The organism is Microbulbifer zhoushanensis (assembly GCF_021729055.1).
GTDB lineage: Bacteria > Pseudomonadota > Gammaproteobacteria > Pseudomonadales > Cellvibrionaceae > Microbulbifer > Microbulbifer zhoushanensis.
In genome coordinates, this window is the sequence record NZ_JAJSAO010000010.1 from 21,150 (window position 1) to 36,739 (window position 15,590).

Consider the following 15,590-nt stretch of genomic DNA (forward strand, 5'->3'; position numbering starts at 1 on the left):
AGCTCACTATCAGTGTAAAAGCGCGAAAGAGAGCTGTAGAAAAAATGACCAACTTCTGGCGGGTAAATAGCACATCGGCACAAATCGGGCGCGTCGTATCTTTTTTTTGCGGCACTGCGCGCCGCCGGTGGCCTGGAGGCAAGCCGGGATATGCGCGACTTTCCTCGGGAAATTGACGCGAAAAGTGCAAGAAAGAATTTGCAGGCGCCACGTAATGGGGGCCTGCCAGCAGGGTGTGAGTGGGAGTCCCTGTCGGTTATTTGTTTGCGATGGTGGTGCTTATCCTGTCATCGCTGTCGACGCTATTGGCTCCCCGGGCATGGCAGTCGCGGGTTCCCAGAGGAAATTACCCGTGGGGTGTATTGGGCGCTGCGAAATGCACCCTTCGCCGGAAATGGCACAATAAAAAAGCCCGCCGGTTGGCGGGCTTTCTTTTTGCGGGAAGGACGGTTCCTCAGAGGCTGGCAGATTCTGCGGATTCCACCGGTTCTTCAGTTTCCTTCACATAACCGTCCTCATCCAGCTCCACGATGGGCATGCCCAGGGCCTGGATGTCCTCGGTGATGCTGGCCTTGTCACCCACCACCACGATGGCCATGTTGGCCGGCTGCAGGACATCGGTGATTACCTTGTTCAGGGTCTTGCGATCAATCTCCTGCAGGATGGCGTTCTGCTGTGAGCGATAGTCCAGCGGCAGGTCGTAGCGCAGGATACGGCTGAGCAGGCCCAGCTTGTCGCCGGGGGTTTCGTAGCTCAGGGCTTCCTGCTGGCCGATGGCCGAGCGCATGTAGTTGAACTCGGTCTCGGTCATGCCTTCCTTGTCGTAGGCCTCCAGTTCGGTGAGTACCTCGTTCAGGGCATCCGCGGTTGCATCCTTCTTCACCTCGGAGCTGAACAGGTACAGGCCATCGCGGGGCTCGCCGACCAGGTAGGTGCGGGCACCGTAGGTGTAGCCCTTGTCTTCCCGCAGGTTCAGGTTGATGCGGCTGTTGAAGTTGCCACCCAGGGGGAAGTTGCCCAGGTAGGCGCGGTAATAGTCACCCAGCGCATCGTAGGCCAGTGCGTACTGGCTGGCGCGCAGGCTTGACTGGGCTGCCCCTTCCTTGTTCACCAGGTACACGGTGCGGCCCTTGAGCTCCGGCTTCTGGAAGGCGATGGCCGGGCGCATGGCCTGCTTCACTTCCAGCTTGGCCAGGCCGTCCAGTGCCTTGAGGGTGGTTTCCTTCGGCAGGCTGGTGCTTACCGTAATACCGCCCAGGTGGGTGGGGAAGTGGGCCTTGTAGTAGCCCTTGACGTCCTCAAGGGTGATCTCGGCCACGGTGCTCGGCAGGCCGCCACCGGGGTAGCTGAGCGGGTGCTCGGGGCCGCGCATCACGGCGCCCAGGGCACGGCTCGCCAGCCCCTGCGGGGTCTTGCGGGCCTGCTGCAGGCCCTCGATGGTCTGCTGCTTGATACGGGCGAAGTCTTCCCCGGTGAAGGCCGGCTTGGTGATGCGTTCCATCATCAGCGGCATGGCCTGGTCCAGGTTCTTGGCCAGTACGTTGAGGGTTACGGTGGTCTCGAACTTACCGGCGTTGACGCTGATGGAGGCGCCCAGGCGCTTCATTGCCTCGGCAAACTCGGCGGCGCTGCGCTCGGTGGTGGCCTCGCCCATCAGGTTTGCCATCAACGAGGTGAGGCCCGCCTTGCCGCGGGGCTCGTCGCGCTGGCCCACGTCAAACACCGCCTGCACGGTGACAGTGGGAGTTTCGCTGTTCTCCACCGCCAGCAGGCGTACGCCGTTGTCGAGCTTGCTGTCCCAGATGCTGGGCAGCTCCACCTGCGGGTTGACGCCCGGGGTGGGCTGCACGCTGCGGTCGAAGGTGTCTTTCACCGGCCGCAGGGCCAGCTCTGCGTCATCGTCGCCGTAGCTCTCGGGGATGGTGCGATCCCACTCATGGTTCTGCGGGGCTGCCGCCAGTTCGGGTTTGCCGTTGGGCACAATGCTCAGCAGCACGGACGGCTTGTCGGCAATGTACTCCTCGAATACGCGGGTGACGTCCGGGGTCTCGACGCCCAGGTAGGCCTGGATCTCGTCATCGATGCCCTTGGGGCTACCGGTGAAGGTCTCGTAGTCCGCCAGGGCGGATACCTTGCCGGACACGGACTGCAGGCCGAACACGCGGCTGGACTCATAGCCGGCCTTGAACTTCACCAGGTCGTCCTCGGTGACCCCGCGCTCGGCGAACTCGGTGAGGGTCTCACGCACCGCCTGTTCCATCTCCGCCAGGGACTCGCCGGAGGCGGGATTCTGGATCACGATAAACCACATCTCGCAGGCCAGCTCCTTGCAGGAGTGGGACACGCTCGCCTGTACCGCACGGCCGGTCTGCACCAGGCGCTGGTAGAGCATGGAGTCCTGGCCCTGGCCGAGGATGGCCGCCGCCGCATCCAGCGCCGGCTCGTCGGCGTGGCCGCGGTGCACGGTGGGGATCATCATCGCCAGTGCGGGCAGGTGGATGTTGTCCTCGAGGGTGACATAGCGGTCGGACTCGAGGGTGGCGGGCTGCTCGGGCAGGTCCTCGACCTCGGGGCCGGCGGGAATGGGACCGAAATACTTGTTTACCCACTTCAGCGTCTGCGCCTTGTCGATGTCACCACCGATGGTCAGCACCGCATTGTTGGGGCCGTACCAGCGCAGGAAGAAGCGCTTCAGGTCGTTCAGGTCGGCCCGGTCCAGGTCTTCCATCCAGCCGATCACCGGCCAGGAGTAGGGGTGGCCGTCCGGGTAGGTGGCGGCGTACATGGTCTCCAGTGCCCGGCCGTAGGGGCGGTTGTCCACCCGCTGGCCGCGCTCGTTCTTGACCGTCTCGCGCTGTACCTCGAACTTCTCTTCGGTGACCGCGTCCAGGAATACGCCCATACGGTCGGATTCCAGCCACAGCACGGTTTCCAGCTGGTTGGCCGGCACCGTCTCGTAGTAGTTGGTGCGGTCGGTGTTGGTGGTGCCGTTCAGGGTGCCGCCGGCTTCCTGGATGATACGGAAGTGCTCTTCATCCGCCACGTTGACGGAGCCCTGGAACATCATGTGCTCGAAGAAGTGGGCAAAGCCGGAGCGGCCCGGGTCTTCCCGGTTGGAGCCCACGTGATAGGTCACGTCCACGTGCACCAGCGGGTCCGAGTCGTCCTCGTGCAGGACCACGGTCAGGCCATTGGCCAGTTTGTACTTGCTGTAGGGGATGGCGATTTCAGAACCCTCGCCATCGAAGGTCTCTACAAGGGTGACGCCGTCGGGCAGCGCGCTGGTGGCCTCGGCGGCCGCATCTGGTGATGCCTGCGAGGCCGGTTCCTCCGGCCCCTTGCCGCAGGCTGCAAGCAGCGCGGCCGTCAGGATCAGTGCAATTCTGGTGCGATGCATGGTGGTTTCAAGCTCCGTCTTACTTTACGCAGTTATTAGAAGTTCTCAGCGAGAGAAGTTTCCCGATGCTATCACAGCCCGGATTCAGGAAGATCAAACCGGCGCCACCGGCTAATCGATGTCTTTCGACCAGGGGTTGAGGCGCCGCGAATTCCTGTTCCAGGATTTGCGAGGAACCTGTTGCCGCCCGCGTGACATTCTGGAAATATAATTCCAGTTCCGCTTTTGGGGGCGTCGGGGCGGCACCCGTTGTTTGCGCTCCGTGCCGGCCACCGCCGGTGCAGTATCAATATCGATGGAAATCATGCTTCCCGCGAGGAACGCACACGTCACTTCCAGGGAGGAAGCCTTGAGCCGTTATCACCTTGCCCAGTTAAATCTCGCCCGGCTTTCCGCGCCGATTGATTCCCCGCAGCTGGCCGATTTTGTTGCGAACCTGGATCGAATCAACGGGTTGGCTGACGACTCGCCGGGATTTGTCTGGCGCCTGCAGACGGAAGAGGGGGACGCGACCGGGATCGATTTCTTCGGTGCCGACTACATCGCCAACCTGTCAGTATGGGAGTCGCTGGAATCACTGCACGACTACGTCTACCGCAGTGGCCACCTCGAATTTTTGCGGCGCAAGAAAGAGTGGTTCGAAAAAATGCCGGGGCCGTATATTGTCCTGTGGTGGGTGCCGGAAGGACACCTGCCGTCGATAGAGGAGGCGGCGCAAAAACTGGCCTTGTTGCAGGAAGAGGGCCCGGGCGAGCGCGCCTTTACTTTCCGCAAGCCATTCCCCGCCCCGGATTCTACCGTGACGGCACTCGCCGATTAATTGCAGCGCGATAGGGCTTTCTCATTGCGGTAAATGCGCGCCGGTCTTTCCTGCAGGGAGAAGCCTGTCGCCCTGCCTCTCCCCGGCCTGCCCCGACTTCCACCTGTTGCCGTTGCTATGCTGCCGGTAACCTCAGCCAGGAATCTTGCAAAGTGCCGGCACACTGGGAGCATTTCAGCCACGAGGCGGATATGGGCGTCCGCGGCGTCGGCGCCACAATCGCGCAGGCGTTTGAGCAGGCGGCACTGGCCATGACGGGGATTATCGCCGACCCCGGCGTTGTCAATGCATCGCAGCGGGTGCCGATCCATTGCGAGTGCCCGGATACGGAGCTGTTGCTGGCAGACTGGCTCAACGCGCTGGTGTTCGAGATGGCATGTCGCAATATGTTGTTTTCCCGCTTCGAAGTTGCTATCGAAAACGGCCGGCTGGACGGTTGCGCCTGGGGCGAGCCAGTGGACCGCGAGCGCCACCAGCCCACCGTTGAGGTGAAGGGCGCCACCTATACTGCCCTGCATGTGGGGCAACAACCCGACGGCACCTGGCTGGCCCAGTGTGTCGTGGATGTGTAAGCCCCGGAAACCTTTCCAGACCGGCAGCGGCGTACAAATCCATGACCACTCACTACCCCCTGAAGCAGCAATCGGAATTCAGCTGGCGCATCGAGCCATTCGGCAAGATGCGTGTGCCCGGCATCATATACGCCGATGAGCCGCTGGTGCGCGCCATGGACGACAAGGTGTTCGAGCAGCTGTGCAATGTAGCGACCCTGCCCGGCATCGTGCAGGCGGCCTACGCCATGCCCGACGCGCACTGGGGCTACGGTTTCCCCATTGGCGGCGTGGCGGCATTCGACGCCGATGCCGGCGGGGTGGTCTCCGCCGGTGGCGTGGGGTTCGATATTTCCTGTGGTGTGCGGGCCCTGCGCACCGGCCTCACCATCGATGAAGTGGAGGCCCGCAAGACAGAGCTGGCCAATGCCCTGTTCCGCCATATCCCCGCCGGTGTCGGCAGCACGGGGCGCATCCACCTGGATGAGCACGGCATGAATGCCATGTTGCGCGGCGGAGCGCGCTGGGCGGTGGAGCAGGGCTATGGCGAATCGTCCGACCTGGAACGCATCGAAGAGCAGGGCTGCATGCGCGGCGCCGAGCCGGATGAAATTTCCGCGCGGGCGCGCAAGCGCCAGCAGGACGAGATGGGCACGCTCGGTTCCGGCAACCACTACCTGGAAGTGCAGCGGGTGGCAGATATTTACGATGTGAATATTGCCAACACCTTCGGGCTCAGGGAGAACGACGCCGTGGTGTTTATCCACTGCGGCTCTCGCGGGCTGGGCCACCAGATCGGCACCGAATACCTGAAGTACATGGTGCTGGCGGCCAGCAGCCACAATATCGAGTTACCGGACCGGGAACTCGCCTGTGCGCCCATCCAGTCGGAACTCGGGCAGTCCTACCTGGGGGCCATGCGTGCGGCCATCAATTGCGCGCTGGCCAACCGCCAGATCATTACCCACCTTACCCGCGAGGTGTTTGGCGAGGTGCTGCCGCGCTCGGACCTGACGCTGCTGTTCGATGTTTCCCACAACACCTGCAAGCTCGAAACCCACACGGTGGATGGGCAGAAGCGCCAGCTGTACGTGCATCGCAAGGGTGCCACCCGCGCCTTCGGCCCCGGCCACCCGGATATCCCGTCGGCGTTGCGCAGCGTGGGCCAGCCGGTTCTGATTGGCGGCTCCATGGGCACCGAGTCCCATATTCTCGCGGGTGCGAAAAGCGGCGAGTCACTGTCGTTCAGCTCCGCCTGCCACGGTGCCGGCCGCGCCATGAGCCGCCGCCAGGCGACAAAACGCTGGAAGGGGCGCTCACTGGTGGACGACCTGGCGGCGCGTGGCATCGTCATCCGCAGCCCCTCCATGCGCGGCGTGGCCGAGGAGGCCCCGGGGGCCTACAAGGATGTGCGCGAAGTGGTCGACGCAGCCGAGCGGGCGGGGCTGGTACACAAGGTGGCCCGGGTGGAGCCGGTGGTTTGCATCAAGGGGTGAAGGATAAGCTTATTGTTTCCGGTCTGCGGCAGATTCATACTGTCCGTATGGGTACGGAGAGCCTGCCCGGTTAACACATGCTTACTGCTACACCAGGTGGGAATGATTTGACGGAAAAGACGCTTTTTTACATCTGTAATCAAGTCGAATGTGGATCGATGCTGCGCTTGCCGGAAGCAGAGGCGCAAAAGCATCATTTCCGTTGCAATTCATGTGGCATGAAGATGGCCAGTGAACTGGTTCCTTATACGCAATACCGGGTTGCAGCCTGGTTTTCCGGGCGCAAGGTGTCACTCTCTATCGGTCTCGCCCTGCTGTGTACATTCTATTTTCATTTTTACTTCCTGGAAAATCCCGCTGAGCCCATTTCCTTCATCAAGAGTTTTATCTTTGCCTTTTGCTGGTGGGGATTTAATGCACTGGTGTACATGGGAACGATCAAAAGATTCCGGGCATGGAGAAGTCGTCTTCCCCGCTCAGAAACAAATCTCTGGCCGCTCTGGGCCGCGATGCTGGTTGTCAGTGTCAACCTGCTGGTCTTTTTCACGACCTATTGATTTTAGGGGTAGGTGGGGAACCCGGCAGTTGGCCTGGAGAGTAAAAAAGCCAAATATTGCTGTGAATAGTCTGAAGCTCAGGACTTTTCTGCCTCACGCTCCATGTTCGCCCGCAGCGCTCCGCCCAGGTAGCGGAAATATTCACTGAACGCCCTGTTGATCCGCTGCCGGTGCTCGCCGGTGGGATAAAGCCCGAGTTTTGCCTCGTCCGTGGCCTTGGTGCCCGCCACGAGGAAGTTATTGCTGATGCTGGCGTCCTGCACAAATGCCTCGAAAGCGCGCGCACACATTTCTGCCGGGTCGGCGTAATAGACACAGCCATTGGCCTTGTCCACGGTTTTCGATACCCGGAACATCTCGCTGGGGTTTTCCCCGGACTCGTCGAGCATGATGGTGCGGAAGCAGGCAAACAGCTGGTCGTTGAGCGGGTGGACCACTGGCGTGGCGTCGCGCAGCCAGGCCTCCGAGGCGAACATGCGGCCGGGGGCATCGCTGAATGCCTTGTCGGTCAGGTAGTGGTCGAGGGCGTGGAACCATTCGTGGGCGATGGAGCCGGGCCCGGCGTTCTTGGCCAGCGCGAAAGTGCGCGACGCCGGCTCGTAATGGGCGGAGATGCCCGGGCGGCCGCCGGTGCCGTACTGGAAAGAGAGCGAGCCGCGCAGCGACACCAGGATTTCCGGTCCCTGCAATATTGCCATTAGGTCCACCAGCGCGTCGTAGAACAGGCCGGCGGCGCGATCCCGCTCGGCCTGGGTCACCCAGCGACCGATACTGATGGAGCGGAAACCGAAGCGCCGGCGCACGTCGGTAAAGCTGACGGTGTCCTGCTCCCGGCGGACGGGGCTGCGGCGGTAGAACTGTCGGTTGAGTACCATCGGTCCCGTTATCTCTCCAGTCAAGTTTTCGCCGGCGCGGGCCTGTCGTCGGCAGTATCCCAGAAGGCCCCGAGCCCCTGTGACAGTGCCTCGCCATTGTTGCAGGCCTGCAGCTGCCAGTGTTCCGGGTACAGGTTGCGGTAGAAGGGATCGGTAAAGCGGGTATCCGCCAGGATCACCACCCCCCGGTCCGACTCGGTGCGGATTACCCGCCCGGCGGTCTGCAGTACCCGGGTCAGGCCCGGGTAGCGGTAGGCGATATCGAAGCCGTTGCCGGCGGAATCACTTTCATCGCAGGCCCGGCGCAGCAGTTCCTGCTCCTGGTTCATTTGCGGCAGGCCCACGCCCACCACGATGGTGCCCACCAGCTGCTCGCCCACGTAATCCACACCCTCACCGAACACGCCGCCCATGATGGCAAAACCCAGGCTCTGGCGGCCATCGGCAAAGTGCGCCAGGAAGGCGCCGCGTTCCTGCTCCCCGGCCCCGGGCTGCTGCTGTACCAGTGCGATCCCGGGGTAACGTTCGCCGAAGCGTTCCGCCACCTGCTGCATAAAGCGATAGGACGGGAAAAACACCAGGTAATTCCCCGGGCGGCTGTGGTAGACCCGCGCCACCATGTCCACCAGCGCGTCGGTGGACCGGTCGCGGGCCCGGTAGCGGGTGTCCACGTAGGGACACAGGAACACGCCCAGCTGGTCGGGGTTGAATGGCGAAGGCAGGGCCAGGTAGGGGGCGTCCGCCTGCAGACCCAGCTGCCGGTAGATATAGCCGGGGGGACGCAGGGTCGCGGAAAAGGCCAGCACCGCGTGGAATTGCCGGTAGGCCTGCGCCAGGTAATCGGCGGCATTCAGGCACAAGAATTTTAGTTCCTGCTCCTGCCATCGGGCGCCCCGCTTTTCCGCGCGGGTGAGGCAGCGGTGCTGGTCGCCCACCAGTTGCTCGATGGCCAGGAAACGGAACAGCGCTTTCAGCCAGTCGGCGATGTCCTCTGGCGGTGCCTTGGACTGCTCCCACAGCTGGCTCACCACCGTCAGTACCTTGTGGGCCGCGCGGCTGACCGCGGCGGGGTAGGGCTCGATATTGCCTGTGTCGTTTTCCACAAGTGGGGTTATCCACAGTTCGCTGTTGCGGCTATCTGGTGTGGTGGCCTGGGTATGGTGGGGATTGCCCGCTTCCCGGCACTCGATGACCCATTGATCCAGTGCCCGCACCAGCGACTGGATCGCCCGACGCAGGGCCGGGTGCGTGCCCTTGCAGGCGGCCGCGGCGTGGCGACTGTCGCCGCGGGTCAGTCTGGTGCTGTACATGGCGCGCGCCCGGCCAATCAGGTTGTGGGCCTCGTCCACCAATAGTGCGCGGCGCCGGGACTGGTCCTGCAGGATGTTCATGCGCACCAGCGGGTCGAATACATAATTGAAGTCGCATACCACCAGGTCGGCCCAGGGCAGCATCTGTAGTGACAGCTCGAACGGGCAAAGCTGCAGGCGGTCGGCGGTTGCCGCCACGGTTTCCGGGGTCAGCAGTGGCTGGCCCAGCAGCTCCCGCCGGGCTTCCGGCAGGCGATCGTAAAAACCGCGGGTACGCGGGCAGATGCCGTCTTCGTCGCGGCCGCACAGGCCCAGGCTGCAGGCACAGGTTTTGTCCCGCGCCTGGATTTCCAGCACAGAAAGCCGCAGGCCTTTCTCATGCAAGCGCGCCGCAGTTTCCCGCACCACCCGGCGGCCGGAATTCTTTGCGGTGAGGTACACCAGCTGGTCCACCTGCTGTTCGCCCACCGCCTTGATGGCCGGGAACAGGGTGCTGACGGTTTTGCCGATGCCGGTGGGCGCTTCCACCACCAGCTCACCGCCGTCGCGCAGGCAGCGGTAGGCGGCCACCGCCAGCTCGCGCTGGCCGGGACGAAAGGCGGGGAAGGGGAACGCCAGTGCTTTTGATGTTGCCCGCACTTTCCCGCGGTGTGCCTGCCAGTCGCGGTGCCACTGCAGGTACTGCCCGAGGGCGGCCTGGGCAAAAGCCTCCAGTTCGGGCCAGCTGAATTCCTGCCGTTCCGGGTAGGTTTTGCGGTCCTTGAGGTTGTGCCACAGCATCTGCAGGGCCACACGTTCGCCATCGCCGGTTCCCGGGCCGGTCTCTTTCACTGTGGCGGCCTGTTGCTGCAGCAGGTAGCAGTAGCCGTAGATTTTCAGTTGCGCCCAGTGCAGTGCCCGGGCGGAGTCCGGCAGTTGTTCCGGTGTTACGTAGGTGGTCTTGATCTCATCCAGCTGCACAGGCGTGTGCAGGTCTGCCGGTGGGTGCAGGATATCCACGCGCCCGCCCAGTACCACAGCCTGGCCGTCGACCTGCAGTGGAACCTGTAACCGGTATTCGGCCTCGCTGCCTTGCGGGCGTTTCTTCTGCAGTTTCTGGTGGGCGCGGATGCCCTCCTCGGCGGTGGGGCCGCCGGGCCCGTCGCTGGCCAGGTCGCCGCTGCGGCAGGCGAACGCCACCAGTTCCTTGACCGACAGTTGTAGTGTGTTGTCGCTCTCCGAGGTTGGTGACTCCTCGCTCACGGCTGTTGATTCGCTCAAGGCTGCCACTCCACATGCAGTACCCGGTGCGGGATCCGGTGGCGGGCGAAAAAGGCCAGCCAGCGCTGCTGGTTCTGCTGCAGGCGGTCGCCGGGGCCCTTTACTTCCACCAGCTCGTAACCGCCCCCGGCCGGGAACAGCACCAGGTCCGGCAGGCCGTTGCGGTGGTGGGCGATATCCCCCAGCAGCCGGCGGAACAGCGCTCGCCAGTGGTCGGCGGGGATACGTTCCAGCGCCAGTGCCAGCAGCTCTTCCGGCAGGCCCTCCCAGGCCACCAGGGGGTTGGCGATACCCTGTTTCTGCCGGTAGTGGAGCCATACCCGCTCCGCCAGGGTGCCAGCGTCCAGCTCCGCCAGGCGCTGCTCGAACGCCGCGCGGCGTTGTGGATAAAAGTCGGGGGTGCGGAAGTCGCTGGGCGCTACCTGGAATGGGTTGAAAAAGGCCCCGGGCACCGGGCTGAAGAGGATGTCCCACACGTACAGCCCCAGCACGCCCTTGAACAGGGTGTTCTCCACCCAGTAACACTGGTTCTCCTCGTGGCCCTGTTCCAGGTGCGCCGCCGCCAGCAATTCCACCCGTTCGGCTAGCCGGGGCAGGGCGACGGTCTCCGTGGGCGGCTGGTGCCGGGCCGGTGCTTCCCAGCCATCCAGGCGCCCGGCCTTCTTTGCGGTGCGGTAGCCGAAGCTCTCGGCAAATACCTGTTCGGCCTCGTTGTGGGGCGCGTCGAGGATTTCCCGGCACAGCGCCAGGCCGGTGTCGACAGCGTCGCGCTTGACCGCGATGCGTGCGCGCCGCTCCCGCGCCGGTGGCCGGGTGCAGCGTTGGTAGAGCTGGTCGGCGGCCTCCAGGGCGTCGATGCGCTCCAGCTGCCGGGCCAGTGTCAGGCGCAGGCGGTCGAGCCGCCGGTGCAGGGTGGCATCGCCATCGATGCCGTCGGGCAGCTGCTCCGCCAGTGCGAGGATGTCTTCGGCTTCGCCCTCCAGGGCCTCCTCCAGCTGGGCCAGGCAATCGTAATAGCGCAGGTGCCGGTCGATCTGCTTCCGGTCCCGGAACGGCAGGTGTTCCCGGTCCAGCGGGTAGGCCTCGTAGCGGAACAACCCCAGGTCGCGCAGCACATAGTCGGTCAGGTCCTGGTTCAGGTTGCCGAAGAAGCACAGCTTGAAGGTCTCGAAGTGCTCCGCCGCCTGCACCGCCAGCAGGGTTTCCCCTTCCAGCAGTGCCTTCATTAAGGCAGGCGTTGCGGCCTCCTGCTCGAGCAGGGCCTGTTCCAGCTCCGGGCGCTTCAGCGCTTTTGGCAGGGGAGCGGGGCTGTTGCCCAGCAGCTCTGCCTTGGTGAACAGGGGCAGAATTTCTTCCAGCGGTAGTGCCGGGTCGCGCAATAACAGGCCGGCTTCCACCAGCTGGTCGGCGGCGCGGGGCAGGTCGGTGATCTCGGCATAGGCCAGTTTTTCCAGCCGGAACAGCGCGCCACAGGAGGACGGCACACCCTTGCGCGACAGCAGCCGCACATAAAGCCGCTGGCTGTCCGGCTGCAGCGCGCAGAAGTCCCGGTAAAAGCGCTGCTCCCCCGCCGACAGCAGGCCCTCATACCGCGCCATCACAAAATCCACCAGGGCGCGGAAGTTGCTCAGGTAATAGTCCGGTGCCAGTTCGACGGGTTCGCTCATGGGCCTGCAGGTTGTTCCGGGATGGTTGCCAGCGGTGGTGTTGCGGAAGCGGGTGAGGGCCGGCTGGGGACAGCGGGCCGGTTGCCGCACGGGAGCTGTATGGTTATACAGCATGGGGCCTGCGACGACAAACCCTGCAGCCGACCCGCTGGACAGGGGCGCCGGCCCGGCTGGATGGAATACCACTGTGACCGTGATCCCAACCCGGGTCTGTAGTTTGCGGTTAGTATGGATGCGCGCGAAGCCGGTATGATGCAATGACCGGACAGCAGGATGGAGACCCTTCTTGCTGGCCGTGCCTTTTCTGGCTGCCGTCGCCGGTATGCGGTCGCGCGTGAAAAGATCAATAATAAACCGCAATCCTGGAGAACCCTGTGATGCTCAGGAAATCCCTCCTCCTGTTCTGCACTGCGGCCATTGCCGCCTGTGCCTCCGTCGACTCGCACCAGCCTGCCAGGCCCGCGGATGCCACCGATTACACGGCCATAGAGGTCGCACCGGCCGAGACCGAGCATTTTGTCCAGACCGACAGCAAAATTTTTGATGAGCCCATGCTCGGCGTGCTCTACGACTACGCCAACAAGCAGTATCCATCTGACAACCTGGACCTGTTTGTATACCCGATCAATCACTTCGACTGGGGCGACACTGAGTCCCTGCTGCAGCAGGAGATGCAGAGGGTACTTGCCGAGATTGATCGGGCGACGGAACTTGGCTACTACCGCTCGCGGGGAGCCGAACAGGTGGAGCCGCATACGGTAGCTTCCGCCGACGGACAGCTGGAGGGACTCAAGGCCTCATTTGAGTTTGAGACCAATAATGGTGGCCGGTATTTTTCCAATGTGTACCTGTTTGTCGAGGGTGACAAATTTATCAAGGTCAGGAGCAGCTTTGACAGCGAGGCGACGGTGCCCTGGGATGGCGATGAGTTTGTCCGCGAAGTCCTGCCGAAGCTACAGGTTCCCGGTGAATCCGCACACCTGAAAAAACTCCGTGCCGCCCATCGACAGCAACTCAAGGACAACCTGATGCGGGTGTTCCTGCAGGCGGCCATGGAACAACAGGGAAGCACGGACGGAATCGAAGCGGCGGATGAGGCTGGCGAAGCTGCGCAAGCCCCGGAATCCGCAACTGGTGCAGGGATGGAAAGCACTGAAGAATAGCGGCCTCGCTTAATAGTCCTCCTGTTATTCCCTTCGCCCTGCAGCTGGCTCGCCTAACGGTCACGACCGGGAAGCGGCCGGCTGCTGCAGCGGCCGTCCATTGATGGCCTCAATCCCGCCGGCTGTCCAGGCTGGCCGCACGATCTCCATACCGTTACCCTGACTTCTTTCACCGCGTAAATGAAAGGTTGTTATTCATGAGCCAGTCCCGGCGTGCCTGGCGCACGCGCAAGGCCGGAGCCATCAGTAACCTGCAGCTGGTGGAGGAACCACTGCAGCCACTGGCCGCCGATAAAATCCGGGTGGAGGTGAAGGCCGTGGGCCTGAACTTCGCCGATATCTTCGCGCTTACCGGCCTCTACTCGGCCACACCAGAGGGGAGTTTTGTCCCCGGGCTGGAATTCAGTGGGATAGTGAGCGAGTTGGGTGCCGCGGCTGAGACCGACCTTGCCGTGGGAGACCGTGTCTACGGCTGCATCCGCTTCGGCGGCTACGCCACCAGTGTGGATGTACCGCCGCAGCACTGCCGCCGGATGCCCGAGGGCTGGTCATTCGCCGGGGGGGCGGCCTTCCCGGTGCAGAGCCTTACTGCCTACTACGCGCTGACTGACCTGGGTGCGGTGCGGCCGGGCCAGCTGGTGCTGGTGCAGAGCGCCGCCGGCGGCGTGGGGCTGCAGGCCATGCGCATGCTGCAGCAAATGGGTGCCGTGCCCATCGGTACGGTCAGCTCGGACAGCAAGCGCACATTCCTGGCGGGGCTGGGTTTCGATGAGGTGATCGTGCGCGGTAACGACTTCGGGGCACAGCTGCGGGAACAGCTGGCCGGCCGACCGCTGCACGCAGTGCTGGACGGCATCGGCGGCGAGATACAGAAACAGTCCTTCGCGGCGCTGGCACCCACCGGGCGGCTGGTGGTGTTCGGGGCTGCAGAGTTTACCCCGGGTGATAAACCCAACTGGCTGAAGGCCGCCTGGCTGTACCTGAAGCGGCCGCGCTACGACGTGATGGATATGATCAGCAGCAACCGCTCGGTGATGGCCTTCAACCTGATCTGGCTGTGGCAGGAACAGGCGCTATTTGATCGCCTGCTGGAGGGCAGTGCCAGCCTGGGATTACCGGCGCCCCACGTGGGTCACGAGTTTGGTTTCGAGGAGGCACATGAGGCGATTGGATGCCTGCGCAGTGGCAAGTCGGTGGGCAAGGTGGTACTCACTACGGAGGGCAGTTAGCTCTTCTGTTACCTGAAATAATTTAATCCCCGCTCCCCTGCGGGCTAGTGGATCGAGAGGGAAGGGGATGAGTACTTTATTTTTAGCTGTCCTGGCCGTTTCAACCTTGCAGTTCCTGAAAGGCTTTTTCTCTGCAAGGGGCTTTTCGAGAAGGAAAATGGCGGCTCTTGGTTTCTGCTTGTCCACAACAGCACTACTCCTGGTGGGGCTTGTCGTTGCGTTTACGGAAGGACCTGATGGCCTCATCCGGCGCCTGGACTTCACCGGTGTTACCCTGTCCGCTGCGATGGTTCTGGTATTCACCCTAACCTACGCTCTGGACGGCGGGGGAGACAGTGCGCATAGGTGACTGCAATGAAACCGTGCCGTACAAGGGTTCAGTTTGTAGTTGGGTATGGTATTACCGTGTAAAAGCCTGGAGCCTGGCCGCGGGCGAAGCGTCAACGTCTTTACAGCTGTCCCAGGTAACCGGTCCCACCCAGCTGGCGCACCTGCCGGTCGATGGTGTAGGCGCGGTTGCGCACATAGCTTGACGGGTTGCGTGCCGACATCCGCTTCGGGCTTGGCAGTACCGCTGCCAGCCGCCCGGCCTGCCAGCGGTTGAGGTGCTGGGCGGAGGTGCCGAAGAAGTTGCTGGCCGCCGCCTGTGCGCCGTAGACCCCTTCCCCGAATTCGGCGATATTCAGGTAAACCTCGAGGATACGCTCCTTGGGCCAGAGGACTTCCATCAACACGGTGAACCAGGCCTCCAGCGCCTTGCGCACATAGCTGCGCCCGTTCCACAGGAACAGGTTCTTGGCGGTCTGCTGCGTGATGGTGCTGGCGCCACGGATGCGCCCCCGGTCCTCGTTCAGGGCTTTCTTCAGCGCGGCAAAGTCAAAGCCAAAGTGGTGGGGGAACTTCTGGTCTTCCGACGCGATTACGGCCACCTGCAGGTTGGGGGAGATCTGCTCCAGCGGCCGCCACTGGTGCACCGCCTCGCGCCCGCTCTCCCGCTCCCACGCGGAGATCACCGCAGAGGAGGCCGGGTCGACCCAGCGCAGGGCCAGGACCATCAGTGCGGTCACCACGACAAATCCGCTGCCGAGCCAGAATGTGTACTTGGCGGTGCGTTGCAGGTATCGGGTCATAATGCTTCGGTTTCAGGTTTTCTCGGTCGATTCACTGGGACCGCATGGCAGGCCGTGGGTTCCGGCGATCAAGTTTACTCAGCTGACAGCATCGAACAGAATCATGCAATCGATCATATACAGGCACATGACCGC

Annotated in this window: 12 protein-coding genes; 7 read left to right on the forward strand and 5 right to left on the reverse strand. The window is 63.1% G+C overall.

Features of this window, described 5'->3' with window-relative positions:
• Positions 1-454: 454 nt before the first annotated feature.
• Complete coding sequence (locus LVD10_RS17420; RefSeq protein ID WP_232940555.1) at positions 455-3,397, reverse strand: M16 family metallopeptidase; 2,943 nt, start codon at positions 3,395-3,397, stop codon at positions 455-457.
• 349 nt (positions 3,398-3,746) lie between these two features.
• On the opposite strand from LVD10_RS17420, the gene LVD10_RS17425 reads away from it, so the two are divergent.
• The 4 genes from LVD10_RS17425 to LVD10_RS17440 all read left to right on the forward strand — a co-directional run bounded on the left by LVD10_RS17425 (position 3,747) and on the right by LVD10_RS17440 (position 6,821).
• Entirely contained in the window at positions 3,747-4,217 is a 471-nt protein-coding gene (locus LVD10_RS17425) for a DUF3291 domain-containing protein (RefSeq protein WP_232940559.1), read from the forward strand.
• Between the two features lie 152 nt (positions 4,218-4,369).
• Positions 4,370-4,789 carry an archease gene (locus tag LVD10_RS17430; protein WP_232940561.1) on the forward strand — a complete coding sequence of 140 codons (420 nt, stop codon included), beginning with the start codon at positions 4,370-4,372 and terminating at the stop codon, positions 4,787-4,789.
• A 41-nt stretch (positions 4,790-4,830) separates the two neighbouring features.
• Positions 4,831-6,264 (forward strand): RtcB family protein, encoded by a 1,434-nt coding sequence (locus LVD10_RS17435; RefSeq protein WP_232940563.1) that lies wholly within the window; start codon positions 4,831-4,833, stop codon positions 6,262-6,264.
• Between the two features lie 77 nt (positions 6,265-6,341).
• Complete coding sequence (locus LVD10_RS17440) at positions 6,342-6,821, forward strand: hypothetical protein (RefSeq protein WP_232940564.1); 480 nt, start codon at positions 6,342-6,344, stop codon at positions 6,819-6,821.
• 77 nt (positions 6,822-6,898) lie between these two features.
• Here LVD10_RS17440 and LVD10_RS17445 read toward each other — a convergent pair whose 3' ends face one another.
• The 3 genes from LVD10_RS17445 to LVD10_RS17455 are packed head-to-tail and all read right to left on the reverse strand — an operon-like array spanning position 6,899 to position 11,933.
• The gene (locus LVD10_RS17445; RefSeq protein WP_237064444.1) at positions 6,899-7,696 is read right to left on the reverse strand and encodes a CLCA_X family protein; all 798 of its coding nucleotides are present in this window, start codon (positions 7,694-7,696) and stop codon (positions 6,899-6,901) included.
• Positions 7,697-7,716: 20 nt separating this feature from the next.
• Positions 7,717-10,275 carry an ATP-dependent DNA helicase gene (locus tag LVD10_RS17450; RefSeq protein WP_237064446.1) on the reverse strand — a complete coding sequence of 853 codons (2,559 nt, stop codon included), beginning with the start codon at positions 10,273-10,275 and terminating at the stop codon, positions 7,717-7,719.
• The gene (locus tag LVD10_RS17455) at positions 10,263-11,933 is read right to left on the reverse strand and encodes a VRR-NUC domain-containing protein (protein WP_237064448.1); all 1,671 of its coding nucleotides are present in this window, start codon (positions 11,931-11,933) and stop codon (positions 10,263-10,265) included. Before LVD10_RS17455 ends, LVD10_RS17450 begins: the two co-directional genes overlap by 13 nt.
• 377 nt (positions 11,934-12,310) lie before the next feature.
• Here LVD10_RS17455 and LVD10_RS17460 point away from each other — a divergent pair, with 377 nt between their 5' ends.
• From LVD10_RS17460 to LVD10_RS17470, 3 genes are all read left to right on the forward strand, one after another.
• The gene (locus tag LVD10_RS17460) at positions 12,311-13,096 is read left to right on the forward strand and encodes a hypothetical protein (RefSeq protein ID WP_237064450.1); all 786 of its coding nucleotides are present in this window, start codon (positions 12,311-12,313) and stop codon (positions 13,094-13,096) included.
• Positions 13,097-13,293: 197 nt separating this feature from the next.
• The gene (locus LVD10_RS17465; RefSeq protein WP_237064452.1) at positions 13,294-14,325 is read left to right on the forward strand and encodes a zinc-binding dehydrogenase; all 1,032 of its coding nucleotides are present in this window, start codon (positions 13,294-13,296) and stop codon (positions 14,323-14,325) included.
• Positions 14,326-14,392: 67 nt separating this feature from the next.
• Positions 14,393-14,674 carry a hypothetical protein gene (locus LVD10_RS17470; RefSeq protein ID WP_237064453.1) on the forward strand — a complete coding sequence of 94 codons (282 nt, stop codon included), beginning with the start codon at positions 14,393-14,395 and terminating at the stop codon, positions 14,672-14,674.
• Between the two features lie 100 nt (positions 14,675-14,774).
• Here LVD10_RS17470 and mtgA read toward each other — a convergent pair whose 3' ends face one another.
• On the reverse strand, positions 14,775-15,455 hold the full coding sequence (gene mtgA, locus LVD10_RS17475) for a monofunctional biosynthetic peptidoglycan transglycosylase (RefSeq protein WP_232940571.1): 681 nt from the start codon (positions 15,453-15,455) through the stop codon (positions 14,775-14,777).
• Positions 15,456-15,590: the final 135 nt, after the last annotated feature.

Bases quoted from the DNA above. Each gene is read 5' to 3' on its own strand.
- LVD10_RS17470 (WP_237064453.1), top strand. From the start codon at position 14,393: ATGAGTACTTTATTTTTAGCTGTCCTGGCCGTTTCAACCTTGCAGTTC.
- LVD10_RS17445 (WP_237064444.1), bottom strand. From the start codon at position 7,696: ATGGTACTCAACCGACAGTTCTACCGCCGCAGCCCCGTCCGCCGGGAG.
- LVD10_RS17440 (WP_232940564.1), top strand. From the start codon at position 6,342: ATGCTTACTGCTACACCAGGTGGGAATGATTTGACGGAAAAGACGCTT.
- LVD10_RS17455 (WP_237064448.1), bottom strand. From the start codon at position 11,933: ATGAGCGAACCCGTCGAACTGGCACCGGACTATTACCTGAGCAACTTC.
- mtgA (WP_232940571.1), bottom strand. From the start codon at position 15,455: ATGACCCGATACCTGCAACGCACCGCCAAGTACACATTCTGGCTCGGC.
- LVD10_RS17460 (WP_237064450.1), top strand. From the start codon at position 12,311: ATGCTCAGGAAATCCCTCCTCCTGTTCTGCACTGCGGCCATTGCCGCC.
- LVD10_RS17420 (WP_232940555.1), bottom strand. From the start codon at position 3,397: ATGCATCGCACCAGAATTGCACTGATCCTGACGGCCGCGCTGCTTGCA.
- LVD10_RS17465 (WP_237064452.1), top strand. From the start codon at position 13,294: ATGAGCCAGTCCCGGCGTGCCTGGCGCACGCGCAAGGCCGGAGCCATC.
- LVD10_RS17435 (WP_232940563.1), top strand. From the start codon at position 4,831: ATGACCACTCACTACCCCCTGAAGCAGCAATCGGAATTCAGCTGGCGC.